General features: G+C 56.3%; 23 protein-coding genes. 12 read left to right on the top strand and 11 right to left on the bottom strand.

Annotated features, from left to right (window positions below; genetic code table 11):
- Positions 1 to 112: 112 nt before the first annotated feature.
- Positions 113 to 1,024: a hypothetical protein gene (locus VFU50_12940; GenBank protein ID HEU5233762.1), complete on the bottom strand. Its 912-nt coding sequence runs from the start codon at positions 1,022 to 1,024 to the stop codon at positions 113 to 115.
- 177 nt (positions 1,025 to 1,201) lie between these two features.
- On the opposite strand from VFU50_12940, the gene VFU50_12935 reads away from it, so the two are divergent.
- The 9 genes from VFU50_12935 to VFU50_12895 all read left to right on the top strand — a co-directional run bounded on the left by VFU50_12935 (position 1,202) and on the right by VFU50_12895 (position 11,829).
- Positions 1,202 to 1,555: a helix-hairpin-helix domain-containing protein gene (locus tag VFU50_12935; protein ID HEU5233761.1), complete on the top strand. Its 354-nt coding sequence runs from the start codon at positions 1,202 to 1,204 to the stop codon at positions 1,553 to 1,555.
- Positions 1,556 to 1,882: 327 nt separating this feature from the next.
- Positions 1,883 to 3,865 carry a response regulator gene (locus tag VFU50_12930; GenBank protein ID HEU5233760.1) on the top strand — a complete coding sequence of 661 codons (1,983 nt, stop codon included), beginning with the start codon at positions 1,883 to 1,885 and terminating at the stop codon, positions 3,863 to 3,865.
- A 338-nt stretch (positions 3,866 to 4,203) separates the two neighbouring features.
- Positions 4,204 to 4,395 carry a hypothetical protein gene (locus tag VFU50_12925; protein HEU5233759.1) on the top strand — a complete coding sequence of 64 codons (192 nt, stop codon included), beginning with the start codon at positions 4,204 to 4,206 and terminating at the stop codon, positions 4,393 to 4,395.
- 303 nt (positions 4,396 to 4,698) lie between these two features.
- On the top strand, positions 4,699 to 7,323 hold the full coding sequence (locus tag VFU50_12920) for a serine/threonine-protein kinase (GenBank protein ID HEU5233758.1): 2,625 nt from the start codon (positions 4,699 to 4,701) through the stop codon (positions 7,321 to 7,323).
- A 39-nt stretch (positions 7,324 to 7,362) separates the two neighbouring features.
- Positions 7,363 to 7,974, top strand: coding sequence for a thiamine phosphate synthase (thiE, locus tag VFU50_12915; GenBank protein HEU5233757.1), 612 nt, complete (start codon positions 7,363 to 7,365; stop codon positions 7,972 to 7,974).
- A gap of 12 nt (positions 7,975 to 7,986) precedes the next feature.
- Positions 7,987 to 9,552, top strand: a complete 1,566-nt coding sequence (locus VFU50_12910; GenBank protein HEU5233756.1) for an amino acid permease — start codon at positions 7,987 to 7,989, stop codon at positions 9,550 to 9,552.
- Positions 9,553 to 9,577: 25 nt separating this feature from the next.
- Positions 9,578 to 11,152, top strand: coding sequence for an amino acid permease (locus VFU50_12905; protein ID HEU5233755.1), 1,575 nt, complete (start codon positions 9,578 to 9,580; stop codon positions 11,150 to 11,152).
- Between the two features lie 28 nt (positions 11,153 to 11,180).
- The gene (locus VFU50_12900) at positions 11,181 to 11,429 is read left to right on the top strand and encodes a type II toxin-antitoxin system Phd/YefM family antitoxin (GenBank protein HEU5233754.1); all 249 of its coding nucleotides are present in this window, start codon (positions 11,181 to 11,183) and stop codon (positions 11,427 to 11,429) included.
- Positions 11,419 to 11,829: a putative toxin-antitoxin system toxin component, PIN family gene (locus VFU50_12895; GenBank protein HEU5233753.1), complete on the top strand. Its 411-nt coding sequence runs from the start codon at positions 11,419 to 11,421 to the stop codon at positions 11,827 to 11,829. Before VFU50_12900 ends, VFU50_12895 begins: the two co-directional genes overlap by 11 nt.
- Before the next feature lie 58 nt (positions 11,830 to 11,887).
- Here VFU50_12895 and VFU50_12890 read toward each other — a convergent pair whose 3' ends face one another.
- From VFU50_12890 to VFU50_12875, 4 genes are all read right to left on the bottom strand, one after another.
- Positions 11,888 to 12,541, bottom strand: coding sequence for a response regulator transcription factor (locus VFU50_12890; GenBank protein ID HEU5233752.1), 654 nt, complete (start codon positions 12,539 to 12,541; stop codon positions 11,888 to 11,890).
- Between the two features lie 78 nt (positions 12,542 to 12,619).
- A complete protein-coding gene (locus tag VFU50_12885) occupies positions 12,620 to 13,975 on the bottom strand; it encodes an ATP-binding protein (protein HEU5233751.1) in 1,356 nt (451 codons plus the stop codon).
- Positions 13,976 to 14,488, bottom strand: coding sequence for a hypothetical protein (locus VFU50_12880; protein ID HEU5233750.1), 513 nt, complete (start codon positions 14,486 to 14,488; stop codon positions 13,976 to 13,978).
- A gap of 343 nt (positions 14,489 to 14,831) precedes the next feature.
- Complete coding sequence (locus VFU50_12875) at positions 14,832 to 15,629, bottom strand: DUF4097 family beta strand repeat-containing protein (protein HEU5233749.1); 798 nt, start codon at positions 15,627 to 15,629, stop codon at positions 14,832 to 14,834.
- A 288-nt stretch (positions 15,630 to 15,917) separates the two neighbouring features.
- Here VFU50_12875 and VFU50_12870 point away from each other — a divergent pair, with 288 nt between their 5' ends.
- Complete coding sequence (locus VFU50_12870; GenBank protein HEU5233748.1) at positions 15,918 to 16,256, top strand: PilZ domain-containing protein; 339 nt, start codon at positions 15,918 to 15,920, stop codon at positions 16,254 to 16,256.
- A 216-nt stretch (positions 16,257 to 16,472) separates the two neighbouring features.
- On the opposite strand, the gene VFU50_12865 is transcribed toward VFU50_12870, so the two are convergent.
- From VFU50_12865 to VFU50_12855, 3 genes are all read right to left on the bottom strand, one after another.
- Complete coding sequence (locus VFU50_12865) at positions 16,473 to 17,258, bottom strand: hypothetical protein (GenBank protein HEU5233747.1); 786 nt, start codon at positions 17,256 to 17,258, stop codon at positions 16,473 to 16,475.
- Positions 17,259 to 17,433: 175 nt separating this feature from the next.
- Positions 17,434 to 19,170, bottom strand: coding sequence for a hypothetical protein (locus tag VFU50_12860; protein ID HEU5233746.1), 1,737 nt, complete (start codon positions 19,168 to 19,170; stop codon positions 17,434 to 17,436).
- Positions 19,171 to 19,172: 2 nt separating this feature from the next.
- On the bottom strand, positions 19,173 to 19,937 hold the full coding sequence (locus tag VFU50_12855) for an ABC transporter ATP-binding protein (GenBank protein ID HEU5233745.1): 765 nt from the start codon (positions 19,935 to 19,937) through the stop codon (positions 19,173 to 19,175).
- A gap of 255 nt (positions 19,938 to 20,192) precedes the next feature.
- On the opposite strand from VFU50_12855, the gene VFU50_12850 reads away from it, so the two are divergent.
- On the top strand, positions 20,193 to 22,430 hold the full coding sequence (locus tag VFU50_12850; protein ID HEU5233744.1) for an oligopeptide transporter, OPT family: 2,238 nt from the start codon (positions 20,193 to 20,195) through the stop codon (positions 22,428 to 22,430).
- 56 nt (positions 22,431 to 22,486) lie between these two features.
- Here the strand turns inward: VFU50_12850 and VFU50_12845 are convergent, their stop codons facing one another.
- From VFU50_12845 to VFU50_12835, 3 genes are all read right to left on the bottom strand, one after another.
- A complete protein-coding gene (locus tag VFU50_12845) occupies positions 22,487 to 22,723 on the bottom strand; it encodes a hypothetical protein (GenBank protein ID HEU5233743.1) in 237 nt (78 codons plus the stop codon).
- Between the two features lie 84 nt (positions 22,724 to 22,807).
- Positions 22,808 to 23,089: a SemiSWEET transporter gene (locus VFU50_12840; GenBank protein ID HEU5233742.1), complete on the bottom strand. Its 282-nt coding sequence runs from the start codon at positions 23,087 to 23,089 to the stop codon at positions 22,808 to 22,810.
- Positions 23,090 to 23,425: 336 nt separating this feature from the next.
- Positions 23,426 to 24,352: a cation diffusion facilitator family transporter gene (locus tag VFU50_12835; GenBank protein HEU5233741.1), complete on the bottom strand. Its 927-nt coding sequence runs from the start codon at positions 24,350 to 24,352 to the stop codon at positions 23,426 to 23,428.
- 627 nt (positions 24,353 to 24,979) lie between these two features.
- Between VFU50_12835 and VFU50_12830 the strand changes: the two genes are divergently transcribed.
- Positions 24,980 to 25,425 (top strand): abhydrolase domain-containing 18 (locus VFU50_12830; protein ID HEU5233740.1); only part of this gene is annotated, 446 nt, incomplete at its 3' end.

Here is a 25,425-nt window from a genome sequence, read left to right as displayed (position 1 = left end):
GAGAGAATACCAAGCTTATGAAAAAACTGGGAAGAACAGGCCTATTTTCACAGCCTGAAAACGAATTTGGACATTGCAGCGAAACACCCGGGCGAGGGCGCCCGGCTCCACGTTAATTGGCTGCCCAGACGCGGCAGTGCGCGACGCACTTCACGGATGTTACTTCAATCTCGGTCTTGCCCTTTTTGGGAATTCCGGCTGAGGGCTCGGGTAGAACGATCAACGATTGAGCTACGCCGTTCGGGTTCAGTTGGCAGCCGAAGTTCACCGACTGCGCCGCGCGCTGCTGGCAAACGCCATTGCCCACTGCGTTGTCCAGCATGTCGGGATGACTGTAGAGCTGCTGCGCCACATCTGAGGGCACAACCGCCAGAAGCATGGGCACCGAAGACTTCATCTTCACATCCACCTGCTCGCCATCATGCTCCGGCAGAGGCAGGCTGTAGGTCTTCAGGATGTTGGGTTCAAACTTTTCTTTCGCGAGGCGGAAGCCCTGATATTCAGAGTGATAGCAGTTCTGGACGCAATCCCAACGGTAGTACTGCAAACTGACTTCATTGGCGGGAGCAATCACCGCAGCCGCGTGACGTACGCCCAGCACATTGCCGATTCCAGCCAGAACGGCGCGGTCGCCGGTGCGTTCATCGCGGACGATCAAGGCCATTGCATCAGCCGACGCCGGCAAAGTGCAGGTATACGTGGTATTCACAACATGCTCTTGCACGCAGAGGTATTGCAGTTTGTCCATCACTTCTGCGCGAAGGATCGCTTCCGGATCCTTGGCCACATTGTTCCAGTCGCTGCTATGGATCATCGCAACCGTTACGGGTCGCTGGGCGGTTAGCTGCAGTTTGATGTCCCCACCCTGTCCGGGACCATACTGATGCGCATTCTGGCGCATGCCCGGCGCGAGGCGCACCACGTCGTTGGTGTCCGGAACCCAGTCGAAGACACGTTGCTGCGCGATCGCAGCCGGCGCCGCGAGTCCAGCAAACAGCAACGGCAAGGTGAAGACCTTTTTCATCTCTCGCCGCAGTGTAGGCAGATTCCTACGGCGATAACAAAGCAATTCGACTGCACCAGGATTACTGCAGTAATTCCTTAATCCCACGGCGAAGCCCTGGGATTCGAGCGGCTGCTCTCTCTGTGACAACCGTGTCTTCTTCTCTCTCCATCACACCTTATTTCGGGAGGGATGCGCATGAAACCAGCTCTGGTTTTTGTATTTGGAGCACTCGGGTTGTTTGCATTAGCGAAATATCAGAGAACGTCAGGACAACAGCAGCAAGGGGCCGAGCAGCCGGCGCAACCGGCTCGCCGGACTCGCAGCCGAAGAATGCGAGGGCGACATCGTTCAGAGGACGGGCTGCTCGATCTGAACTCCGCCACCATCTTCGAACTCAAGGAGCTGAAAGGTATCGGCGATGCCCTGGCGGCTCGCATCGTCGAGAATCGTCCGTACACGACGAAGATCGATCTCGTCGGACGGCGCGTGATTCCCGACAGCGCTTACGAGTCAATTAAGCACTCGATTACAGTTCGGCACGCCGCATGACAACGGCTCTTAAAATTTGTCATTGCGAACGCCTTTTTTTGGCGTGAGGAATCCCTATGGACCTCCAAAATCTTGTTGAGACAAATTTCTCGGAGCTGATAGGGATTCCTCTCACCTGCTCACGCGGTCTGCACGCGTGAGCATCCGCTCGGAATGACAAACACCGAAAAGGCCGTGAAGATTCAGCGCACTCCCGTACACGTCCACCCGTAACTAAGCTATAACCCTAGCTACAATTCAGGTTCCCTTTTCATTGACTTGCAGGGGGCGGCACAGTACTTTTCCTGCACAGCACCCGTACGTTTGCGCGACATTAAAGGACGAATTGTGGGCATCAAGATATTACTTGCCGACGACAGCGTGACCGCCCAGAACATGGGCAAGAAGATCCTCAGCGAGGCCGGCCATGAGGTCGTCACGGTGAGCAACGGCGCCGCCGCCGCCAAAAAGATTGCTGAGATCAAACCAGAACTCGTCCTTCTCGACGTATTCATGCCCGGATACAGCGGCCTCGAACTTTGCGAAAAGCTGCGCAGCGCCGCCGAAACATCGAAGATGCCCGTTCTACTCACCGTCGGACGCATGGAGCCGTACAACGCGCAAGATGGCGCGCGCGTAAAAGCAGATGGCGTAATTGTTAAGCCGTTCGAAGCTACTGATCTCACCGCCGCTGTCGATCGCATTGCGGAAAAAGTAAAGCCTTCAAAGGCATCTGGCGATTCCGGTAGGGGCATAAAGATTGTCGACAAGCAGCCTGACGCTGCGGTCGCGAGCGTTGCGACCGAGCCGACCGCGGAAAATGCTGCGATCTCTGAACCGGCGCAAAAAGAAGAGAAGCCCTACGAGAAAACGATCCGCCTCAACGCCGCTCACATCCAAGCGATGCTGCAGCAGGGTCCGGAAATGAATGAGGCCGCATCTGCAATCGAGAATTCCGTTCAGGGATTGAGCAACACGGTTGTGCCGAACGTGCCCGATTTTCACGTCGGAGCAGCGCACTCAGCAGAAATCGAGACTTTCCAGGATGCCGGCAGTTTCAAACAGGAATCAGAGGCTAAAGCAGCCGAGCCTTCGATTCCTTCCTTCATGTCTCAGTACCTGCCAGAGACGCAGGAGGAGAAGGTTCCTGCTGAGAACGCAGCAGCTTCGCCTGAGACGCCGATGCACGAACAGCCGACTGGCGCCTTCCCTATTCATAACGAGTTCCTGCCAACGCAGTCGCAGACTCAGATTCATGGAGAACGCCGCCATCGCGACGAGACGAGTGTCTCCTCGGTTCCGGAGCTTGAGCTCACAGCTGCACCTCCGGTACCCGATGTGCCGGTTGCGCACGAGCCTGGATTGGAGCTGACACGCCAGACGTCCGCTTCTTCCACTGAGATTCTTCGCGATCCGGCACTGGAGACCGATCCGCATCGATCCACGATGGATTTCCCCACGCGCTTTGGTTCGAGCGAAGCGGAGTTGGCAAATCAGTTCCTGGAATCCTTGCAGCAGCCGACCGATAACAGCGCTGCTCCGGTGGACGAATTTGAAGCCCGGTTGAATGCTGCGATGGAGTCGTATGAGGCGCCTTCGCTCAATCTTCCAACCGATTCTGCGAGTCCCAATGCTGATCTGCTGAAGGCAGCTTCCCATTTCGAGACCGAGCAGCCAACCCCATCGGATAGCTTCGAGGCGCAGGTGGAATCGGCAATGCACGGTTTTGAATTACCAGCACCGGCCCAGGAAGCCGGAGCAACTCCGGAGATCATTCCTGAGCCAATGCTGGAAACAGAACCCGAAGCAGCCTCTGAAATTCACTCCGCGCAAGTCGAAGCCGCTCCTGTGATCGAAATGCCTGTGCGCCGCTTTGAGGCGCACGACATCGACATAACTCCGACCATCTCGGCATCAGAGACGGCGGAACCTGAAACCGCGGAAATCGAGATCATTGCTCCTGAGACCGACGATGCCGTGATCCAGCAGATGCGCGAGGGTCTCTCTCATCATCCTGTGGAGGCTCCGCACATCGAAGCTCCAGAGCCGGCCCCCATGGCGATGGCGGCCGCGGCCAGCGCGATTGCGCCCAGCGCGCCAACTTCGCTCGCGCAGGATGCCGAAGCAGAAATCGGACGCGCCATGGCCGCCGCCGTCGGGCACGAAGCCTCGCCAAACCAACCAGAGCAGCCGAGCGCTGCTCCCGAAGCCGCAACTTCGGGGAAGGACGCCAACCACCTCGCCGGCGCAGTGGAATCGGTGATGAAACGAGAGTTGCCGAATTTAGTCTGGAAAATCATGGCCGAACTCGATCTCCGCAAGCGCAGCTAACGGAAAAAAGCGTTTCAGGAAAAGCGTTTCAATTAAAGGCGTTTCGAGAAAGGTCGTTTTAAACGTCGATTTTTGCGGTTCCGATGCAGTTTGGCACGAGCGCAGGCAGCTTAGGACTTAATACCGCTGCTGTTGAAACGCCTTTTCCTGAAACGCATCTCCTGAAACGCATCCGTTGAAACGATTTTCCTCGAGCTCTTCCTCCTGACCGTTTTCCCTGAAACCCCTCTTTGCAATTCAGCTACTCCCGTGTCTCACCTTATAAGCGAATCTTCCCATTGCGGGAGAACTCACATTAGAGACATACTGGCTAGCGTTCCCCGGGAGGCTCCCTCGCTATGCTTCTCGCCGTAACACTATTCCCTTTCATCTGCGCCCTGATCCTCTTCGGCTATTTCTTCGATCGGTTCGCCGGAGAGCAGGACACGCCCGAACTCGCTAACGCCATGCACCAAATGAATCAGGCCAAAATAATTCCCTTTCCGGAACCGCAGCCGGAAGACAGGAAATCTCTCGCGGCCGGCGCTTAGCACCGAAACCATCAAAACCACGACGCGAATCAACGGACGCTTCGCGCACGCCTTTGCACAGATCGGTGACGCAAGAAGATTTGTCCGCAATCCGGGCGATCCCTGTCCAGAGACTCCACGCTATCCCTGCGGTCTTTTCTATGTCACGCAACGCCTCCCATTTCCCGGGACCTTTAGTATCATGGCCTGCACTCCGAAACTGTGGCCAAGCTTTCGTCCATTTACTGCTCAGCCTGCGGACAGCAGATCGATTCCAATGCAAGATTCTGTCCCTCCTGCGGCAGTTCGCAGCAAAGCGATCCGATGGCTACGGCCACGGTCACTCCCGCGCCTCCACGCACTCCAAAGCCAAAGAGCTTTCCCAAGTCATCGGCTCCGAGCAGCGCCTCCTATGAGGGTCGCTTCATTCCAGGAACGATTCTGGCCGAGCGCTATCGAGTTATTGCCCTCCTCGGCCGTGGAGGAATGGGCGAGGTCTATCGCGCCGACGATCTTCGCCTTCAGCAGCCGGTCGCGCTGAAATTCCTGCCTGAAGCTACCGCACAAGATCCGGTCACACTCGAACGCTTCCACAATGAAGTTCGGATTGCGCGCAGAATCTCACACCCGAACGTCTGTCGCATCTACGACATCGGAGAAGCCGATGGTTTGGTCTTTCTCTCAATGGAGTACGTCGACGGCGAGGATCTTGGCTCGTTGTTGCGTCGCATTGGGCGGCTTCCTTCCGACAAAGCTCTCGAGATTGCGCGCAAGCTCTGCGCCGGAGTAGCTGCTGCTCACGACAAAGGCGTGCTGCACCGCGACCTGAAACCAGCCAACATCATGCTGAACAGTCAGGGCGAAGTCGTGATCATGGACTTCGGCTTGGCTGACCTGGCCGAGCACATTCCTCACGAGCAGGTCCGATATGGGACCCCGGCCTACATGGCTCCGGAACAGCTCGCCGGAAAAGAAGTCACAGCCAGGAGCGACATCTACGCGCTGGGGCTCGTCTTGTACGAGATATTCACCGGAAAGCGTGCTTTCCAGGCCGACACTCTGGCAGAAATTGTGCGGACGCGGAGCGAATCGCCGAGTCCCACCAATCCATCTACTTTGGTGCGCGATCTCGATCCCGGAGTGGAGCGCGTAATCCTGCGCTGCCTTGAGCCTGATCCAGCTATGCGCCCTGCTTCTGTGCTGGCCGTGGCTGCAGCTCTTCCCGGTGGAGATCCGTTGGCTGCCGCGCTTGCGGCGGGGGAAACGCCTTCGCCGCAAATGGTCGCCGCGGCGGGAGAGGTCGAAGGCCTCGCGCCGCGCATTGCCGTCCCCTGCATCGGGGGAATCTTGCTCGCTCTTGCCGCGTGCTTCTGGATCGGCGTTCGGGTAAGCAGCCTCCCAAAGATGAACATGAACTTGTCTCCCGACGTGCTCACGCATCGAGCACAGGAGATCGCGAATCAGCTTGGCTATACGCAACCTGCGGCTGACAGCGACTGGGGATTCTGGGAATCGGACGATTTTCTGCACTACATCAAAGCTCAGAGTGCCCATCCGGATTGGGACAAGGTCTTCTCTCAGCCTCCGCCGGTGATCCATTACTGGTACCGTTCGAGTCCGCAGCCGATGTTGGTTACGGAATTTAGAGACAGTTTTAGCTTAAATCCGGGCTTAACCGGCCCTGACGATCCACCCAATATCATTTCGGGAATGATCGTCGTGGAGTTGGATCCGCAGGGCAGACTCCTCAGCTTCGGCGCGATTCCTCCGCAAAAACAAGATGCCCCATTACCCACAAAATCGCTTGATTGGAAGCCGATCTTCGCTTTGGCCGGACTGGATTTCTCAAAGTTTCAACCGACCGAGCCATTATGGAACTCGCTGGCTGCTTCCGACACTCGCCTGGCTTGGAGCGGATCGTGGCCGGAAAGCGGCTTTCCACTTCGAGTAGAAGCGGCAGCGCTGGGAGGACGCCCCGTATTGTTCAGTCTGATTGGGCCATGGACCCAACCGAACCGCCAGGTGCGCGAAGAAAAGTCCTCAGACAAAGCCTCAGGAATTTTCATAGCTACCGTTGGCGGAATCGTCCTCTTCGCCTCGGCATGGCTGGGTTATCGCAATACGCGCAAGAAACGTAGCGATCTGAGCGCCGCCTGGCGGATCGGCACGTTCTATTTCATTGTGGATATGGTGGTGTGGGTCCTGCGCGCCCACTTTGTGGCGGGCGTTGGGAGCTTTGGCCTGCTGCTTCTGGCCATCTGCGGCTCGCTCTTTCTCAGTGCTACCGTGGCAGTTCTTTACCTTGCGCTTGAGCCTTATGTAAGGCGGCATTGGCCGCAGACAATCATCTCCTGGACGCGTTTGTTGCACGGTCGTTGGCGCGATCCGCTCGTAGGCAAGGACTTGCTCATAGGCATCCTCGAGGGTCTGCTGATCAACCTGATTCTCAATAGCTATGGAGTGATCGTGGCTCGCTTTGGAGATTCTCTGATCTGGGGAGATCTCGCATTTCTTCTCGGTGCTCGGCATGTGATGGGCAATTATCTGGTGCGCGTTCTGTGGGAGTTCCAGGGCACGCTCGTCTTTTTCTTCGTCCTGTTTCTTCTGCGCGTCCTGCTTCGCAAAACATGGCTGGCTACAGTGGTCTTTGTCGGGATTTGGGTCTTCTACAGGAGCCTGGGAGCACAACATCTCGCGGTTCATATTCCGACAATGATTTTGTTATATGGAAGCGCAGCTTTCGTGATGGTGCGCTTTGGCCTGATCGCATTGATTTCTGGATTCTTCGTGACCGATCTTTTACTCAATCTTCCAATGACCTCTGACTTCTCAAGCTGGTTCGCGGGTGCAGGCATCTTCGCCTACGCTCTCGTGTTAGTGCTTGCTCTCTGGGCGTTCCATACATCGCTCGGTGGGCAGAAGCTGTGGAAGGAAGAGCTGTTTGATTGAAGCGAGTTGCACGGCTTGAGCCTGATCGACAGAGCGTCCATGCCTCGCCTCTATCCCATTTTGGTTCCAACGCGAATCGGGAAAGGCGGACTTCGAGAAATCATCGAGTTCGCAAACGAAGTTACCGCCGGTGGGGCGACCCTGATTCAATTGCGCGAGAAGCATGCTTCGGCGCGCGAGATCCTTCGCATTGCGCGCGAGCTGCGGCGCGTTCTTCCTGAGAACGTCCGGTTGATCCTGAATGACCGCGCTGATCTTTGCGTGGCTGCCGGCGTGAGCGGCGTTCATGTCGGGCAGGACGATCTTCCTCCGGACGCCGCACGCAGAATCGTTGGACCTGAGCGCATTCTCGGCATCTCCACTCACAATCCCGAGCAAGTCAAAGTGGGCGATGAATCTTCCGCAGATTACGTGGCTGTTGGTCCAGTGTTCAGTACTTCCTCGAAGGAGAATCCTGATCCGATAATCGGCCTCGAAGGAGTCAAGCGCGCACGGGCTCTCACGCAAAAGCCGCTCGTCGCGATTGGCGGAATCACACTCGAGAACTGCCGCTCGGTTATCGAAGCCGGCGCAGATTCGGTCGCAGTCATCAGCGATTTGCTCCCCGATCCGCGTAAAAGAACTGCGGCTTTCCTTGAGAAAATGAGGTAAAACTATCAGGCAGTGACCACCCAGACCCAGGTTCGCGTACCCGTCCGCGAATCGACCGACTTCGTTAAGGGAATCAATCTCACCAGCGCGACCTCTCTTGTAATTGGCTCCATGATCGGCTCCGGAATCTTCATCGTCTCGGCCGACATCGCGCGTTTGGTCGAGTCGCCCGCACTTCTCATCCTGGCCTGGGCTGTGACGGGATTCATGACCATCGTCGGCGCACTGACCTATGGCGAATTAGCCGCGATGATGCCCAAAGCCGGTGGACAGTACATTTTCCTGCGCGAGTCACTCGGGCCGCTCTGGGGATTTCTGTACGGATGGTCGATGTTCACGGTGATCCAGACGGGAACCATCGCTGCGGTGGGAGTAGCATTCGGAAAATTTCTCGGTGTGCTCTTTCCGGTGATCTCCGCCGACAAATGGATCTGGCACATCGGTCACGTTCCAAAATGGGTCGTTGGCCCATTGGCGCTCGGCAACATGGACGTGGGTCTCAATCGCCAGAACCTGGTTGCGATCGCGACCATTCTTCTGCTGACCGGCGTGAATGTTCTGGGCGTGCGCAGCGGCGCGTTCGTGCAGAACATCTTCACTTTTTCCAAGACGGCCGCACTGCTTGGACTGGTGCTCATCGGCGCAGCCTTAGGACGCAACGCAGAAGCCATCCGCCAGAACTTCGGACACTTCTGGCAGAACGCCTCGTTCCATACGTTGCATCCGGTGCAGGTCGGCATCGGAGGTCCGACCGCGTTGGTCGGTTTGTTGACGATCGTTGCGATAGCGCAGGTTGGATCGCTGTTCTCTGCCGACGCCTGGAACGGCGTCACGTTCACGGCGGCGGAAGTTGAGAATCCGCGGCGCAATATTCCTCTTTCGCTGGCGCTGGGCACGACCATCGTCATCCTGCTCTACATCGCTGCCAACTTCGTTTACTTGATGGTTCTGCCGTTGCATGGCGATCCACACGGAAGCACGATTCTTGCTCGCGGCATTCAGTACGCCGCCGACGATCGCGTCGGCACGGCAGTCATGCAGCAAGCTTTCGGAGCGTCGGGAGCAGCGCTGATGGCTATCGCGATCCTGATCTCGACTTTCGGATGCAACAACGGACTGATCCTCGCCGGCGCACGAATCTATTACGCGATGTCGAAAGATGGGCTGTTCTTCCGCTCGATTGGCGACCTGCACCCGCGATATAAAACTCCAGCAGTCTCACTGGTTGCGCAGACCGTTTGGACATGCGTCCTCTGCCTCTCCGGCACCTATGGTCAACTGCTCGACCTGACCATGTTCGCGCAGATTGCCTTCTACATCCTTACCATCGGCGGCCTGTTCGTCCTGCGGCGAACTCAGCCCGATGCGCCTCGTCCCTATCGTGCCTTTGGGTATCCTGTTTTGCCCGCAATCTATATATTGATGGCAATATTTATCGAGATCGTACTGTTGCGCTACAAGCCGCAATATACTTGGCCCGGACTAATCATCGTGCTGCTGGGGATTCCCGTGTACCTGTTCTGGTCGCGGCAAAGTGCGCGCGTAATGACGTCAGAATTACCGAGTCAAGCAGGCTGAAATCGCAAACACAGGAGAACAATGAATGCCTGATTTAATGGCAAAGAAGCCTCTCAACATCATCATGCAGGAGGCGGAAGAAACCGGCGAGCACAGTCTGCGGCGCGCGCTTGGTCCTACGAACCTTATCTCGCTGGGAATCGGCGCCATCATCGGGACCGGCATCTTCGTGCTTACCGGCACCGCGTCGGCGGAGAACGCCGGCCCGGCGATTGTTCTCTCCTTCATCCTGGCGGCGGTTGCGTGCGTCTTCGCGGGCCTCTGCTATGCCGAATTTGCGTCGATGATTCCCGTGGCCGGATCAGCTTATACATATGGGTACGCAACTTTAGGCGAGTTCATCGCCTGGATCATCGGCTGGGATCTGATTCTTGAATATGCCCTTGGCGCGGCGACGGTGGCCAGCGGCTGGAGCGGTTATGTACTCAGCTTCCTCGGTGATTTCGGCATCCGGGTGAGCCCCACGCTTGCCGGAGCGCCCGGCACTCCGTTCGTTTTGTATCACGGACACTGGGAGCGTTTGGCCGGCATCATCATGAAGCTCAACCTTGAGCACATCGATCCCGCCACCCTGCCGACGATGACCTCCTCCTTCAATCTGTTCGGATTTATCGGCATTGCGATCGTGACGGTCATTCTCGTGATCGGAATCAAGGAATCCGCCAACTTCAACTCACTCATCGTGATCATCAAAGTTGCCGTGCTCCTCGTCTTCCTTGGACTCGGAGCATCGTACATATTCGGCCATCGCGCCGAAGCGATCGCCAACTGGACTCCCTTCCTGCCGAAGAACACTGGTCATTACGGCGACTTCGGGATTTCGGGAATAGCAACTGCTGCGGGCATTATCTTCTTCGCGTATATCGGCTTCGACGCTGTATCCACGGCGGCGCAGGAAGCCAAGAATCCGGCACGCGATATGCCAATCGGGATTCTGGGCTCCCTCGTCATCTGTACAGTGCTCTATATCCTGGTTGCACTCGTCCTGACCGGCTTAGTGAAGTACACGAATCTCGACGTTCCCGACCCAATCGCGATCGGCATCGACGTAACCGGTGTGCGCTGGGGCAGCATGCTGGTGAAGCTCGGCGCAATTTGCGGACTCAGCAGCACCATGGTGGTCATGCTGCTCGGGCAATCGCGCGTATTCTTTTCCATGTCGCGCGATGGACTCCTGCCGGCGTGGGCCAGTAAAGTCCATCCCAAATTCCGTACTCCTTACCTCTCGACGATCTTTGTGGGTATCTGCGTCGCGCTCGCCGGCGCTCTCACGCCGATCAACGTACTCGGCGAGATGGTCTCGATCGGCACACTGCTGGCCTTCATCATCGTCTGCTCGGGAATCTGGGTGCTGCGCCGCCGCGGAACGCCGGTGAAGCGCGCGTTTGTGACTCCCTGGGTGCCGTTTACGCCCATTATGGGAATCATCACCTCGGCGTACATGATGTACAGCCTGAAGAATGCCACGTGGATTCGACTTATCGTCTGGCTGGTGATCGGGCTCATCATCTACTTCGCGTATAGCCGTCATCACAGCAAAGTTCAGCAGGGACATCCAGAACCGGTGCTGCAACCCACGGGAGACAGTTACACGAGGTAGCCTCGCACGTTGTTAGGATAATAGGTAGATGAAATACGTCTCCGATACTGACGCAAAACACGATTTCGCTTCTTTGCTTGACGCTGTGCAAAGAGAGCCCATTGGCATTCGGCGTAAAGATCAGGAAATTGCCGTCCTGCTATCGACCGAGGAGTACGAAAGACTGCGTGACAGCAATGCTGCGGAATTTCAGAGCTTTTGCGACCGCATAGCTGCCCGCGCAGCCGAACGCGGTTTAACCGACGCCAAATTCAAATCGCTTCTGGATGAGCGTTAGACAACGTGTAGTTCTCGATACCAATGCATTCATCAGCCGGCTTCTATCTCCCGATTCCGTTCCTGCACAGGCGGTCAGCAAAGCGGTAGATACTGCAGATATTCTCGGTTCCGAAGCAACGATGAGCGAATTGGCGGATGTCTTGTCCCGCCCGAAATTCGACCCGTACGTCAGTGTAGAAGAGCGACAGCAGTTTTTTCGATTGCTGGTTCGCCTTATCCGTATGATCCCGATCGTACGACGAGTCCGCGTCTGTCGCGATCCGGATGATGACAAAATCCTGGAACTGGCAATAAACGGTAATGCGCATTCAATTATTACCGGAGACCGCGATTTACTAAGTCTTAAGCAATTCGAAACCACCAAAATAGTTACGCCGGCAGCTTACATTCGAGAGTGAAGGACCGCTTTTCCGCACGAGATAGGCATTGCGAGTCGCTCATGAGTCTCAATTGCGCTCACGGCAAATTCACCAATCCATTCCGTATCGCATACACGACCAACTCCGCCGTCTTGTGCAGCCCGAGCGCATTCATGATGTTCGCGCGATGTACGGCGACGGTGTTGACGCTCACGTCCAGCTCGCTGGCGATTTCCTTGTTTGACTTACCCATCGCGATCAGCTGAAGAACTTCGAGCTCGCGCGCTGTCAGCCCCGCGGTGCGCTCGCCTTTAAGGTTTTCGGCGCGCTTGAGTTGCGCATCGAGGACAATATCCCCGTCCAACACGCGTCGAATTGCTGCTGCAAGATCGAGGTCCGAGGCGTTTTTGAGGATGTAGCCCCGCGCACCGGCTTCAAATGACTGCCGCACCAGCGTCTCCTCGGAATGCATGCTGAGCATCAGCACTGCCGTTTCGGGAAGCGATCCCATAATGGTACGCGTCACATTGATGCCGCTCTCGCCCTGTAGCGCGCAGTCCATGAGAATGACTTGAGGCTTAAGCTTTCGCGCCAACTCCACGGCTTCGGCGCCGCTGCTGGCTTCGCCAGCAACCTGGATATCGCTCTCGTCTTCTAACATGCGGCGAAATCCACGGCGGACGAGAGTGTGATCGTCTACGAGCAAGACGGAGATTTTGTTTTTGGGCATCTTCGAGAATGTGGGCAGCATAGAGTCGCAATAGGCGATAGGCAATAAGCAATAGGCCGAACAAGCGCCCCCGCCTGCCTATTGCCTACTGCCTATTGCCTACTGCCTACTGCCTATCGCCGCATTCCTTTCCGCGCGCGGTACCCGCAACCGCACCAACGTTCCTCCCTCAGCAGGCTGACTGAACTTCAATTCTGCTCCGATCAGTTGCGCGCGCTCACGCATTCCTACCAGACCGATTCCTCGCGAACCATTTGAGGAGGGCGGGAGACCGCGACCGTGATCTTCAATTTCCACCTCCAGCGCATCAGCTACGTATCGCAGACGCACCCATGCTCGCTGCGCTCCGGAGTGTCTTTTGATGTTGTTCAGTGCTTCTTGGACGATGCGGTAAATGTGCACGCCGGCGCTGCGCGGCACCTCGAAGGGCACGCCTGATTTCTCGTAGGAGATGTCGATTCCTGTTTGTCGCTCAATCGTCGGAAGATACCAATCGAGGCTCTGCTCTAGTCCCGACTCGTCAAGCATCACGGGATGCAAGGCTTGGGAAAGCGTCCGCGTTTTGTCCAGCGCCGATTGCGCGACTTCGCGGATTTCGCGCAGGCTCTCAGTTAGTTCTGAATCGGGATTGCGCTTTTCCGCTCGAGTCAGCATGGCTCCCAAAGCGGTCAAAATCTGTCCGAACTCGTCATGCAACTCGCGCGAAACGTAGCTTAAAGTCGATTCTTGCGTAGAAATCAGTTTCTGTGCCAGCTCTCCACGCTGCTGCGAGACGATCGCGAGTTGGCGGAACAATCCACGATTGGACCGGATGATCAGCGCGCTGGTAAGCACGATCGCAGCGAGCGTCGCGATCAGGAAGATGTAGGCCTGGCGTTGGACGCGATCGTAGATCGATGTAACCCGCTGCTGTGCCTGCTGCTCGCTCTCGTTATTGGCAACGAGAAATCGGGCAACGGCATTGCTCAAAGCAGCCTGCCGCGGCTGTAGGGATGTGAGGATCTCTTCCCGCGCTTGAGTCTCCTTCCCTCGCCGAGCCAAGGCAAACATCTGATCCATTGCATTCCAGAATTGGGAGACGGAATTGCTGAGGTACTGACTCTGCGCCGGCGTGCGCGTTGCAACGGCTAGCTCCTGCTCGCGTTGCAGAGCATCGTTCAAATCAGTGCGAATGCGTTGGAACTGGGCCTGAAAGGCTGAGAGTGGATAGTGCTCGGGATTATCAAGCATATCGCGCATGCTCAGAGCCGCGTCGTTGAGGTTGTTTTGAATGCGCAGCAACTGCAATGAGTCTTTGCGATTGCGCTCGGTGATAGAGGTCTGCAATTCGCGCAGGCCGGCGATCTGCTGTGTGACGTACCACGAGTAAGCCACGACCGCACTCAAGGTGACAGCAAGGCCAATCAAACCCGCGCGCCAAATTGCGGAATGGGCCTTCGCCAGCGGAGCAGCCATTTACTTGCCTGCGATCGCGACGTAGTAAGGGCCGAGATACAACCGTGCTGAGCCATCTTCAGCAGCGATGATTTGCAGCGGCTTCACCGGACGTAGATTCTCCTGTTTCGCGGTTGCGATCTGGCCCAGTTGATCTCCGCCCAAGTTATAAACGAGCAGCGTGACAGTGTCGCCGTCCTTCTTTCGCCCAAATGCATATGCCCCAGGATCGAGCGATTTCGAGCCGAGCATAAACCCAGTTTGGGAAAGCAGGACGCCGCTGTATTTTTCCTGGTAAGCCGAGCTGTATCCGGCAGTTTCGATCAGGCTAGCGATCAATATCTTGCCGTTCGGCAATGCGACCATCGCCGCATTCCGCTCCTGCGTGGGCACGTTCTCGCCGTCGATGAAGACCGTGGCGGGCAGTAGCTGTTTCAGTCGCTGTTCAGAAATGGGAGTAACTTTCTGAGCTGTGGCATACGTAGCCATGAAGCCTAAGAACAAAAGCGGCAGCAATGAAAAGTGCGTTCTCATTTATCACCTCGCCCGACGACTATGATGATGCAGCGGCAGTACAACCGCACGTCGCGGGCGTGAGCACAATTTGTAATGGTTTTGGATTATCCGAACGATACTACAAAAAGACTATGGTGCGAGAGGATGCTCGCCGATAGATTGAGTTCACCCTATCGAATCGAAGCCCGCCTCGCCTGAGGCGGGATTTTTTTGCGCCGACTACTGTGTATCCGACTTCCTCTGTAGTGTTCCTGTCGTTCTTAACGTGTGATCCCGACTTTGTCGTGTCAGTACCGTTCGCGGTAGCGGATGGGTCTCCGGGACCCACCCATCCGCTATCGCGGACGGTACTGACTTTGATCTAAACCGTGCCCTTGCGCAGTTCTCCGCTGCCATTGACGGTCTTGATATCGAGCGTGCGTCCTCCGCTGCCGATGGTCCCGTGGACCGAATGGCGTCCAATGCTGCCTTGTACCGTGAGCGGAAAGTCCGAATCGAGATGGCCGTTCACGCTCTTGAAATCTACTTCCGCGTTCGCGTTGGCGGGAAGCTGCAGCTTGATGCTGCCGTTTACGCTCTTGAATTCAAGATCCCCCGACCAATCCGCACGGCCAAGCGTGGCGTCGATGGATCCATTTACCGTATTCGCCGAGGCCCAGCTCGATGTTGAAATGTGGATGCTTCCATTCACGCTGGTCGCTTCGACGTAGCGGCCCATCGACTCGGCATTCACCTCGCCATTTACATTTTTGCCGGTGAACCGCACATTACGCGGCATATGAATCGTGAAGTCAACACGGGCATTGTTGTGGTTGTTCCCAAAATGGGAGCTGGAATCACAGTTCTCGGAATTGAAGAAGCCGGGATACACAGCGCAGATCATCAGACCGTCGTTCAGCTTGACCACGTGGATTTTCACATCCTCGGCGCCGGAGCCGCTCTTTCTGGCCGAAACCTCAACCTGATCGCTGCTCGACGATCCGTTCGCGTCGATGTTGCCGTTGATGTCCTTAATCACCAGCACCTGGTCCGGCGCCAGCTTTCCAGTCCAGTGGAATTCGCGGCCGTTGTCTGTCCCCTGGTCCTGAGCGACAGCCAGTCCGGTTATCGCGAGTACCGTGGCAGCGATACGCAAACAGCGAAGAAGTGGGCTCGTCATCAATCAAATCCTCCCGTTCAGAAGACGTTTACGCCCAGCCGATGTTAGCAGTTCCTAAGGAGCAGGTTTCACCACGGAGCCACTGAGACACGCAGAACGTCTTACAACTGAGACAGGGAGAACGTCTTACAAAAGAGAAAACCCAAAAGAGGTCCTCTGTGCCTCTGTGCCTCCGGGGTTAAATAACCTATCTACAATAGCTTACAGTCGGTCATTGTACCTATTCAGGCGTCGGATACGGCTAAGGTAATCTTCCTATCTATCCCTTCCGGCAGCTAGAGTCTTGGCATGGCAACGTTCCCGAAAGTTCATCCCTCAGTTCGAGCTCCAAGGACGACCTTCCCCAACCCTGAACCAGCCGATTTCAGAGTCGAAGATAAGCTGGTGAAAGGCACGCTCCGCCGGCTGTCGATGACGGGCGGCTGTGCGTTATTAGCTTCACAAGTTAAAAGCGGCACACTGGCTGAGATCGCTATCCCCACTCCCATCGGCCCAATCGTGGGGCTGATCGAGTTTATCGGCAAGGGAGTGCAACGGCAGGCAAACTCCGAATTCGGCTTCCGCTTCGTCGCGTTCGACGACGAGCACCACGAACGGCTCAGCAAAGCTCTGCATCAGTTCGGATGATCTTGCCTTAGTTTTCACCACGAAGACACGGAGGGTTTTATTTCTGTCATTCCGAACCGCTGGTTTTGCGGTGAGGAATCCCTACGGTCAGAATCAACGTTAGGTTAGAGGAAGGCAGTCTGAATCGACGAGCGATGCCTAGACTTGATAGGGATTCCTCCGCCAAAATCGGGCGTTCGGAATGACAGAAACAACGGCCGTACTGAACGGCATTTCCTATTGCTTGTGGCGGCTAAACGAGAAACGCCGACCGACGATGCACTTCACGATCAAGTGGTCAGTGGATCGTGTAACGCCTACGCCGACGCCGAAGTTGAATTCCCATTTTGGAGAAACATTCAGATCAATTGACGGAAAGAAGTCCTGCTGTTGTTCGTGGAAGGCATCGAATCCCGTAAGATTCCCGTACGCTCCGTAATATTCGAGGCCCGCTGCGATCTTCTTAGTCACGTCATAGCTGAACTTGAAGTTCGGCGAGAACTCGACTCCCTGGCTCACGCTGGGGCCATGCCATGAACGCTCGAGCGTCGGATTGAAGGACAGATACCAGGGGCCAAGCTGTTTATCGACGATCGGCCGAATTTCCCACGTCCACGTATCCGGCGAGAAGCGTGCGCGTTGATAGCCGATCTCGTTCGACAGGCTCACTCCAACAGGCCAGTGCCAACTCTCAGGCACACGCACGCGAGGACGAATGTGGTCTCCCACCCACTCGTATCCGAAGTCACGATGGGCGCTGGTAAAGATGTAGAACCCGGTTTCAAACCAGTTAGTAAAACCTTGCGTGATCTCCACCGTCTCGTGGACCGCGCCGGTCGTCGGCTCGGTTCCGTCTGCGGCAAAGCGGCTGCCTGGAGCTGCCTTCGTGCCGGTAAGCGTGTAATTGCTGTGGAGTTCGACCATAGTGTTGCCGGGCGGGACCATGTCGGAGCCATACACCTGGATCTCGTAGTTGCCTTGTGCGTGGGCGAGAGTTGGGAGCCAGCAATAGGCAATAAGCAATAGGCAATTGGCAATTAGCGTGTGTCGCAGCGGGCGTAGCAGCAGTGAACTGAAGTTCCGAAGGGTTGTTTTCCCAGACCAGGAGCGCATATCAGAGCACATCCAGCATACGCAGGCTGATTGCAATTTGCCTATTACTGTTTGGCGAATAGACGGAGCGGTTGTGGCTGGTTCGTTATTCTCGCGCGAGGCCGAGCGTCGCGACTGCAGGCTCCGGCATATCTTCGAAGCGAAGCTCGGGGATCTCAGAGGACGATTCGCGCTTTTGTGCTCGGAACAGAATCATGGCTAGGACACCGATGGCCAGCGCGGCGCGAACGGGATTTGCTGCTCCAATCGCCTCGAACGCTGTGAGGATCGTCGTCAACCCGAACACCGTAAGCCAATAAATGATGCCGGTGTGGAGAATATTGCGCTTCCCCGGCAGGTACGAGCACGTGAGTGGAATCGTGTCGGTATTGCTGAGCTCGCGCTCGATGATGATCAGCGCGATGAGCGCAGCGAAACAAACGCCGTACACTGCCTTCCATCGAATCAAGACGAGGAGAAGGAAAGGAAGCGTCGTGATCACGGCCGGCAACAGCGCGAATCCAAAATAGATGAGCCGCAATGCACGCTCGCGTTCCACGTTCGCATCTTGCGCCGTGAGGCGGAAGAGCCAATTCGCGCGCAGGTCTACGGGAATGCGGAAGGCATAGCGCAATCCTGTAAACAGGAAAAAGAACAGCAATAAGGGGAGAGCGAAGGCTGCGTCCAGTGCGGCGCCATGTTGAATCGGGCCGCGATTGATCGCGCCGGTCAGAATGAGTCCGATCCCGCTCTCGATCAACAGGGCGCAGCCGACTCCGGCGTACACCAGACGGATCATCCGATGTTGCTTAAGCCGCTCCAGTGAGCGCAGCGCGAACAACAGAATCGCGGATTCCCGCGGATCGCGCGCGATGAACTCGGCAATTCGCTCCGCCAAATGAAGTCTTGATCCGCGCAGCTTCACTTCCGATTCGAAGATTCGCTTCGCGTAGCGGCGATGAAATAAAAGACTGACCAGAATTGTCGCAGCAATGGCGGCAATCATCGCCTCGATTCCTCGAAGCGCCAGAACAGAATCGCCGTGACGGGCTTTGCCGATCAGCTTTTCGTATAGCGCCAAATACCACAGTGGTGGCGCATACCCGCTCCAAGTCGGCCGCCAATCTACCCAGTGCACAGCATTGGGCAGATCGACCGCCCAGGGAATCGCGCACAGCACCGCGACCAGCAGAAGCGATTGCACTGATGCCGAGGCGCGCGCGTACCAGCGCAGCGGCAGAACATTCATCAGCACGGTTTGCAGCAGCGCTAACAAGAAAAGAACGAAGACCCCTGCACAGAACGCCGCCGCGAATTCAGCAAAGGCCTCCAGCCATGAAGGAGCGAGATCGTGAGCTCCGGAGATCACCGAGGCGAAAGAAACCGCGCAGGGAATATTGAGCAGAGCAATCACAAGTACGACCAACGCGCACAACGTCGTCAACTTGGCAAAATAGATGTGCGACAGCTTGAGCGGGAGCGCACGCAAAATCAGGTAGTCCTGTCGGCTCGGAAACAGCGAATCCCACTGAAATGTCACCAAAGCCGCAATTCCCAAAATGGTCATCACAATGAAGAAAAGCTGATCGGCATAGATCGCCCTGCGATAGAGATCGGCGTTCGGTCCGAGGGACAGAAATTCGTATTTCTTGTAGTACAGCTTGGGAACGATGAATCCGAGTGAAGCAATCGCTGCCAGACAAGTGATCACGACGCGGCGGAGGTCGTCAGGTGAGGTGATCAGTTCACTTTCGAAGAGCTGACGCGCGTAGTGGCGGTGCAATTCGAATAGCGGTCCGTGGGTAGCTTCAAGCCATTCTCTGGCTCGGCGTCGAAGCGGCATAGTTACGCTCGCATTATGGCAATCATTTGCGACGCAACGGCGCTCACGTCCTCTTGCATGACCAGCTGCGAAAAAACATCTTCAAGGGACGTGGAAGCGCGGAGATCTCGCAGCCGTGCAACGGAATCGTAGGCCAGCACGCGTCCGCGATGGAGAATCACAACCTCGGAGCAGACTTTCTCTACAACTTCGAGCACGTGCGAGCTGTAGAGAATCATCTTGCCTTCGTTGGCCAGCGCCTGTAGCAGCGAGCGGAAGACTAGCGCGGCCGTCACATCCAATCCGGAAAAAGGCTCGTCGAGAATCAGTACTTGAGGATCGTGCAGCAGCGCTGCTGACAGCAGTACCTTCTGCCGCATACCTTTCGAGTACGACGACATCTGCGTGTCGCGAAATTCTGCGAGGCCGAACAATTCGAGCATTGCTTCGATCTTTCGTCCGAGCAGCGCCTTTTCCATTCCTCTGAGCCGTCCGGCGAGTTGCAGATACTCGCGTCCTGTGAGGTGGGCGTAGAGATATGGTTCTTCCGGTACATATCCAAAGTGGCGACTAAACCAGAGCCGGTTCTTCAGAACGTTTTCACCGCGAAAGAAAATCTCCCCGTCAGAAGGTTCAATCAGGCCAGTGAGCATCTTTACTGTCGTGCTCTTGCCCGAGCCATTCGGCCCGAGATATCCCAAAATCTGACCAGGACGAATGCTGAAGCTCACGTCCTGCACTGCAGGGATCGCCGAGTAGCGCTTGGTCAGCTTTCGAACCTCGAGCATAGGGCCATAGACACCGGCGTTGCGCGTGCAGTTCCACAGAATCGCCGGCGGTAGCCGATGGGGCAGCCGCGACTTTCGCGGCTGCGCAGGTGAGGATTCAGAGTGCTTCAGTTATGTGCGCGATCGTAAACCGGAGATGGGCTTGGACGCCCATCTCCGCCCACCGGCTACCGCCGCCGGTTCTGCTGTTTCTTTTGGACGTTTGCCCTTAGAATCTACGGGCCAGCGGGCTCGCCCGTTGGTCGGAGGAGAGCTTTGGCCACCAGCACTGAACCCAAAATTCCAGCTACACAGTTTGAGCCATACGTGCCGCCGGCGACCAAGCTGAAAGAGTTCACTCCGCGCGCGCTGATTCTGGGCTCGTTCTTCGGAATTCTGTTCGGAGCTGTCACGGTTTACGTCGGCTTGCGCGCTGGATTGACAGTTTCTGCGTCGATCCCGATTGCGGTTCTCTCAATCAGCATCCTCCGCGCCTTCGGCAAGTCCACGATTCTCGAAAACAACATCGTTCAGACGACTGGTAACGCGGGACAGTCCGTCGCCTCCGGCGTGATCTTCACCTTGCCCGCTCTGATCTTTCTCGGCTTCAAGCTCGAAGTCGCGCGCATTTTCTTACTCAGCCTGGTTGGTGGCTTGCTGGGCGTGTTCTTCATGATTCCGCTCCGGCGGCAACTGATCGTGAAAGAGCACGGCGTACTTACGTATCCCGAGGGGACAGCCTGCGCCGATGTGCTCGTTGCCGGAGATCGTGGCGGCAGTTTCGCGAGCCGCGTCTTCTGGGGTCTCGGACTTGGAGCGCTCTATACCCTGTTCCAAAATGAAAATCTTTTTGCCGCCTGGCCGGGTACGCCGACGTGGGACCTGAAGTCGTACCCCGGAGCGTCCATACGAGCTTCCACTACTTCTGAATATCTTGGCGTCGGCTACATTATCGGTCCACGCGTTGCGGGCGTGATCTTCGCCGGCGGAGTTTTCTCCTGGCTCGTGCTAATGCCGGCCATTCATTTCTTCGGTGCAGGATTGCCCAGCGCGATTTATCCAGGTACCGTCCCCATCGCCCAGATGTCGCCTTCGGATCTCTGGAGTGCCTATATCAAACCTATGGGAGCTGGCGCTGTTGCAGCCGCAGGCTTGATTACTTTACTGAAGACGATTCCAACGATCGTTTCGGCATTGAGTGCAAGCCTGAAGCAGTTAGGCGGAGGAAAAGGTGAGGAGTCTGGATTGCGCACCGAAAGGGATTTGCCTATCTGGGTCACAGTTGGGGGATCGGTACTGCTGATCATCGCCATGTGGGCATTCCTGACTTTCAAGCCAATTCCCGGTGCGCAGACTTCTATTCTGGCCAATGTGGCGGCTGCAATTTTCGTCGTTGTCTTCGGATTTCTATTTGTCACCGTGTCCTCGCGCATCACAGGCCTTATCGGCAGCTCTGCGAATCCCGTTTCGGGAATGACGATCGCGACCCTCATGGCTACATCAGCCATCTTTCTGGTGCTGGGCTGGACGGCTCCAGCGTTTGGCGCACTGGTACTAGCTGTCGGCGGTGTAGTTTGCATCGCATCTTCGAATGCAGGCGACACTTCGCAGGACTTGAAGACTGGCTATCTTGTCGGCTCGACTCCCAGAGCGCAACAGGCGGCACTGCTGATTGGTGTAACGGTTTCTACGTTCATGGTCGGCTACACGGTCACGTGGATGAACAAAGGTCTGGAACAATTTCGTCCACTCACGAAGCAGCTCGATATCAATCATCTGCCTGCTGGCGTGACGCTCGAAGAAAACAACGGAAAAAAGACGTTTGATCGCGATCACTTCAGCTACAAGGATCCCCAGGGCCAGGAAATAACAAAATCCGGCTCCGATTACTACCTGCTGAACGCGATCAACTCGCCCGAAGTTGCGAATGGCAAGTACCTTTATGATCCCAAAACAGGACAGATTGAGGTCCAATGGATTCAAGGAATCGGCAGCGAACAGGCCGCTGCTCCGCAGGCGCAGTTGATGTCGACTGTGATCAATGGAATCCTCACGCGTAAGCTTCCCTGGGGACTCGTGATGTTAGGCGTGTTTCTGGTGGTAGTGGTTGAACTGCTGGGAATCCGTTCTCTGGCTTTCGCTGTCGGAGCTTATCTGTCAATCGGAACGACGCTCGCGATCTTTGCTGGAGGAATCATTCGCTGGCTGGTGGAGTCGTCAGCTAAGCGCGCCGGAGAAACTCCCGCAGAAAGCGAAGTCAGCCCTGGCTCTTTATTTGCCAGCGGCCTCATTGCCGCGGGCGGCATCATGGGCCTCATCGGGATCATCATCAAGTTGCTGGAGAAGCTGAAAAAGCTGCCAGAAAATTCTCTTGGTTGGGGAGCGAAATTTCCGGCAACGGCGAACAGCAACATTCTCGCCGTGATTACATTTGCCTTGTTAGCCGCCTCGCTCTACTACTTCGCCCGCAAACCGCTTGAGAGTGCGGAACAGATCGAGCACAAGACGGACTAGTCCGCGGTCCACGACTAGGCTGCGAGTCAAGCGGTGAGGCGTGGCGCCCTCATATCTTATTTGGGATTAGTGGTGTCGGTCTTCCCTTCTACCTTATTCGCGCCTTTCTTGGTGGCGTGAGCGGTTTTGTGGACGCCCTTTTTGGTTCCACGCTTTACTTTGTGAGCGGTTTTCTTGGTTGCGTTGGCTGTATCGTGACCGGCATTCTTCATGTCCTGTCCTGCGGTTTGTGCAACCAGCGGTACACACATCGCCAGGCTGGCAACTAATGCCATGTTTCGGAAAATTTTCATGAGCTCTCCTCTGTCTTACTTTTGTTGCGCTTAGGTAAGGGGAAGGATGGCCGACGATATGCTGATCAGCGCGCGCGTGACGTCTTATTCGGGGCGATTCCGTTGGGCGATCTTGATGAACAAAATCGGGAGCGTAAGCAGCAGAGTTGCGGCATTGGCCAGGATGATCGGCATGGACGGAAGCAGCAGGCCGTAGGTCAGCCACAGAATCAGTCCACAGATGAAGCATGTGAGCCACAATCCCGACATATCTTTCGTGCGCCGAGTGCGCACGGTTTTCACAAGTTGCGGAACGAATGAGAGCGTGGTGAAAGTTCCCGCCGCGAGTCCGATTACGGTGAAATAGGCAGGATTGTGCACGCTCACGAAATCAGAGTAGCAGAGGGGAAAGGCATCGGATCATCGCTTGAACCAGCGGACAAATGCAAATGCAAATGCAAAACACGACGCGGATTTCGCGGATGGGACGCGGATCACGCGAAAGCTCGGGATGATTCGGGTTCGTTTCCCGGTTCTTGATTGAAACTGAACAACTCCTATGAAGTGAACACTCGAAAGACTTGCAGGCGGATTTGCACGGCAGAGACAGGCTGGCCCTGATCTGACTTCTGTCTCGAATTCGGAGTTGATCCGCGTCCCATCCGCGAAATCCGCGTCAGGTTTCGTCTTTCACTTCACCCGATGGCCGATCACCCGATCCCCTCAGTGTTCGTGATGATGAGCTTCTTCGATCGAGACCGGCATTACACAGCCGTGGGCGATGTCGCACTTTTCGTGCTCGAACTGGATGGTCGTGTGGTGGATGTGGAAGCCTTCGGCCAGACGCTCTTTTACTTCATGCAGAATGATCTCGCTTTCCGATGGGGGAATGTCGGCAATCGCAATGTGGCAAGAGAGCGCGTGCATCTCCGAGCCAATGCTCCAGACATGGAGATCGTGCACGTCGCGCACTCCATCGACTTCTTTCATCGCCTGAGCCAGACGCTCCATGCTCACTCCCTTCGGAGTGCCTTCAAGCAGGATGTTCAACGTCTCGCGGATGATTCCGAACGATGACCACAGGATCAGCGCCGCAATCGCAAAGGAGAGCGCTGGATCGATCCAGTTTCGTCCAGTCCACAGAATGGCCCAGCCACCAATGATCACCGAAGCCGTCGAGAGCGTGTCGCCGAGCATGTGGATGAACGCGCTGCGAACGTTTACGTCGTGACTGCTGCCGCGCAGCATGATGGCAATGGCTCCATTCATGACGACGCCGGCGGCGGCAACGATCATCATCACCGGCGCCTGGACCGCAACGGGATTCATCAACCGATGGGCCGCCTCGATGAAGATGTAGATCGCGACGATCACCAGCGTGACCGCGTTCACGAATGCAGCCAGAACCCCGGCACGGTGATATCCGTAAGTCTTGGTCGAACTCGGAGGACGCGTCGCGAGGTAAACGGCAACCCAGGAGAGGAGCAGAGCGAGAAAATCAGAAACGTTGTGCCCGGCCTCGGAGAGCAGCGCCAGACTATGTGCCTTCAGACCGGCAACGACGGTTACAACGATGTAAGCCAGCGTCAGCAGCAGCGCAATGCGCAGGAGCTTGGAGGTGCTCGCCGTCCCGTGTACATGCGCGTGCATGGGTACAGTCTAAAGGGAACAGGGGACAGGGAACAGGTTACAGGAGGGTGGCGACGCTTCGGCACCGGGCATGAGAACTGCTCTTCAGCATTTCCGGTTACTACACGCAAATTCGAAGTTGGCCCGCCCCCTGTAACCTGTCCCCTGTAACCTGTTCCCTCTCCCCTTTCCCCCGTTCCTTCCCGGTTAATGTCAACGCAAGTACCTGCCGAAGTTTGTAATTGTCGCGACAGCGGAGTTGAAGCAAGGTTATGTCGAGGGGTACTGCTCACAGGGGATAGGGGCCAGGAAGTGTCCCTGTCACCTGTGTTCCGTATCCCGGCAAGCTCTCCTTAGCGGGAGAAACCAGGGGCAAGTCAGGCCCGATGTCTCGGGGGAGAATGGGCTGGCCTGCCCTGTTTTGCTTTAAGCCGGCCGTTGCCGGATTGACACCTTCGCCCGCACTCCTTGTCATTCCGAACGCCTGCTGTTGGCGTGAGGAATCCCTACAGTGTGCCTAAATGTGAGTTGGAAATTCCTAGCAGTCCGTAGGGATTCCTCACTCCTGCTCGCGCGAACAGCACGCGCGAGCCTACGTTCGGAATGACAATCCAGGGGAAAGCCTCTTTTGCTAAATTTGAACTAGGAATGCGCGGACTTTGGCAGAGGGCTATGTATGCGTGGGAGACACATCTCACCACGCGCGATACCAATCGCATTGTGCGTCCGTTGGAGTGGGGGGTGGAGTGGACCCGCTCGTGGCCGCAGGTAAACGGCAACTTTCCGCAGAACCTTTCGGAGTTCGACAATGCCGCTGCGGAACGCTACTTCTCTGAGCTGAATCGGAAGATTGTCGCGGATAGTGATCGATTTTTCAGTTATCCGACTCCGACCGATTTTCGCCTGGAAGAGCGTCTGCCGAAGCTTTTTCCCACCAACATGCGCCAGCAAAAGCAGCTCGAAAAGCTGGAAAAGATGGCGCGAACCGGCAAGCTGAAGCCGGCGAAGTTCTTGCGCTTCACTTCCCCGGTGCGAACTCCGTATGCGGAGAATGACATCGTAAACGCGCGCTGGTTTCCTGCATTCGATCGCGA

It is taken from the genome of Terriglobales bacterium (assembly GCA_035764005.1).
GTDB lineage: Bacteria > Acidobacteriota > Terriglobia > Terriglobales > Acidobacteriaceae > Gp1-AA112.
The sequence above is the reverse complement of the archived record's forward strand: the minus strand, read 5'-3'. Positions and strand labels throughout refer to the sequence as shown.

Coding starts and splice junctions, on each gene's coding strand:
- VFU50_12845 (HEU5233743.1), bottom strand. CDS start 22,723: ATGAAAATTTTCCGAAACATGGCATTAGTTGCCAGCCTGGCGATGTGT.
- VFU50_12900 (HEU5233754.1), top strand. CDS start 11,181: ATGAAATACGTCTCCGATACTGACGCAAAACACGATTTCGCTTCTTTG.
- VFU50_12895 (HEU5233753.1), top strand. CDS start 11,419: ATGAGCGTTAGACAACGTGTAGTTCTCGATACCAATGCATTCATCAGC.
- thiE (HEU5233757.1), top strand. CDS start 7,363: ATGCCTCGCCTCTATCCCATTTTGGTTCCAACGCGAATCGGGAAAGGC.
- VFU50_12890 (HEU5233752.1), bottom strand. CDS start 12,541: ATGCTGCCCACATTCTCGAAGATGCCCAAAAACAAAATCTCCGTCTTG.
- VFU50_12860 (HEU5233746.1), bottom strand. CDS start 19,170: ATGCCGCTTCGACGCCGAGCCAGAGAATGGCTTGAAGCTACCCACGGA.
- VFU50_12880 (HEU5233750.1), bottom strand. CDS start 14,488: ATGAGAACGCACTTTTCATTGCTGCCGCTTTTGTTCTTAGGCTTCATG.
- VFU50_12935 (HEU5233761.1), top strand. CDS start 1,202: ATGAAACCAGCTCTGGTTTTTGTATTTGGAGCACTCGGGTTGTTTGCA.
- VFU50_12925 (HEU5233759.1), top strand. CDS start 4,204: ATGCTTCTCGCCGTAACACTATTCCCTTTCATCTGCGCCCTGATCCTC.
- VFU50_12940 (HEU5233762.1), bottom strand. CDS start 1,024: ATGAAAAAGGTCTTCACCTTGCCGTTGCTGTTTGCTGGACTCGCGGCG.
- VFU50_12920 (HEU5233758.1), top strand. CDS start 4,699: ATGGCTACGGCCACGGTCACTCCCGCGCCTCCACGCACTCCAAAGCCA.
- VFU50_12875 (HEU5233749.1), bottom strand. CDS start 15,629: ATGACGAGCCCACTTCTTCGCTGTTTGCGTATCGCTGCCACGGTACTC.
- VFU50_12835 (HEU5233741.1), bottom strand. CDS start 24,352: ATGCACGCGCATGTACACGGGACGGCGAGCACCTCCAAGCTCCTGCGC.
- VFU50_12855 (HEU5233745.1), bottom strand. CDS start 19,937: ATGCTCGAGGTTCGAAAGCTGACCAAGCGCTACTCGGCGATCCCTGCA.
- VFU50_12870 (HEU5233748.1), top strand. CDS start 15,918: ATGGCAACGTTCCCGAAAGTTCATCCCTCAGTTCGAGCTCCAAGGACG.
- VFU50_12905 (HEU5233755.1), top strand. CDS start 9,578: ATGCCTGATTTAATGGCAAAGAAGCCTCTCAACATCATCATGCAGGAG.
- VFU50_12885 (HEU5233751.1), bottom strand. CDS start 13,975: ATGGCTGCTCCGCTGGCGAAGGCCCATTCCGCAATTTGGCGCGCGGGT.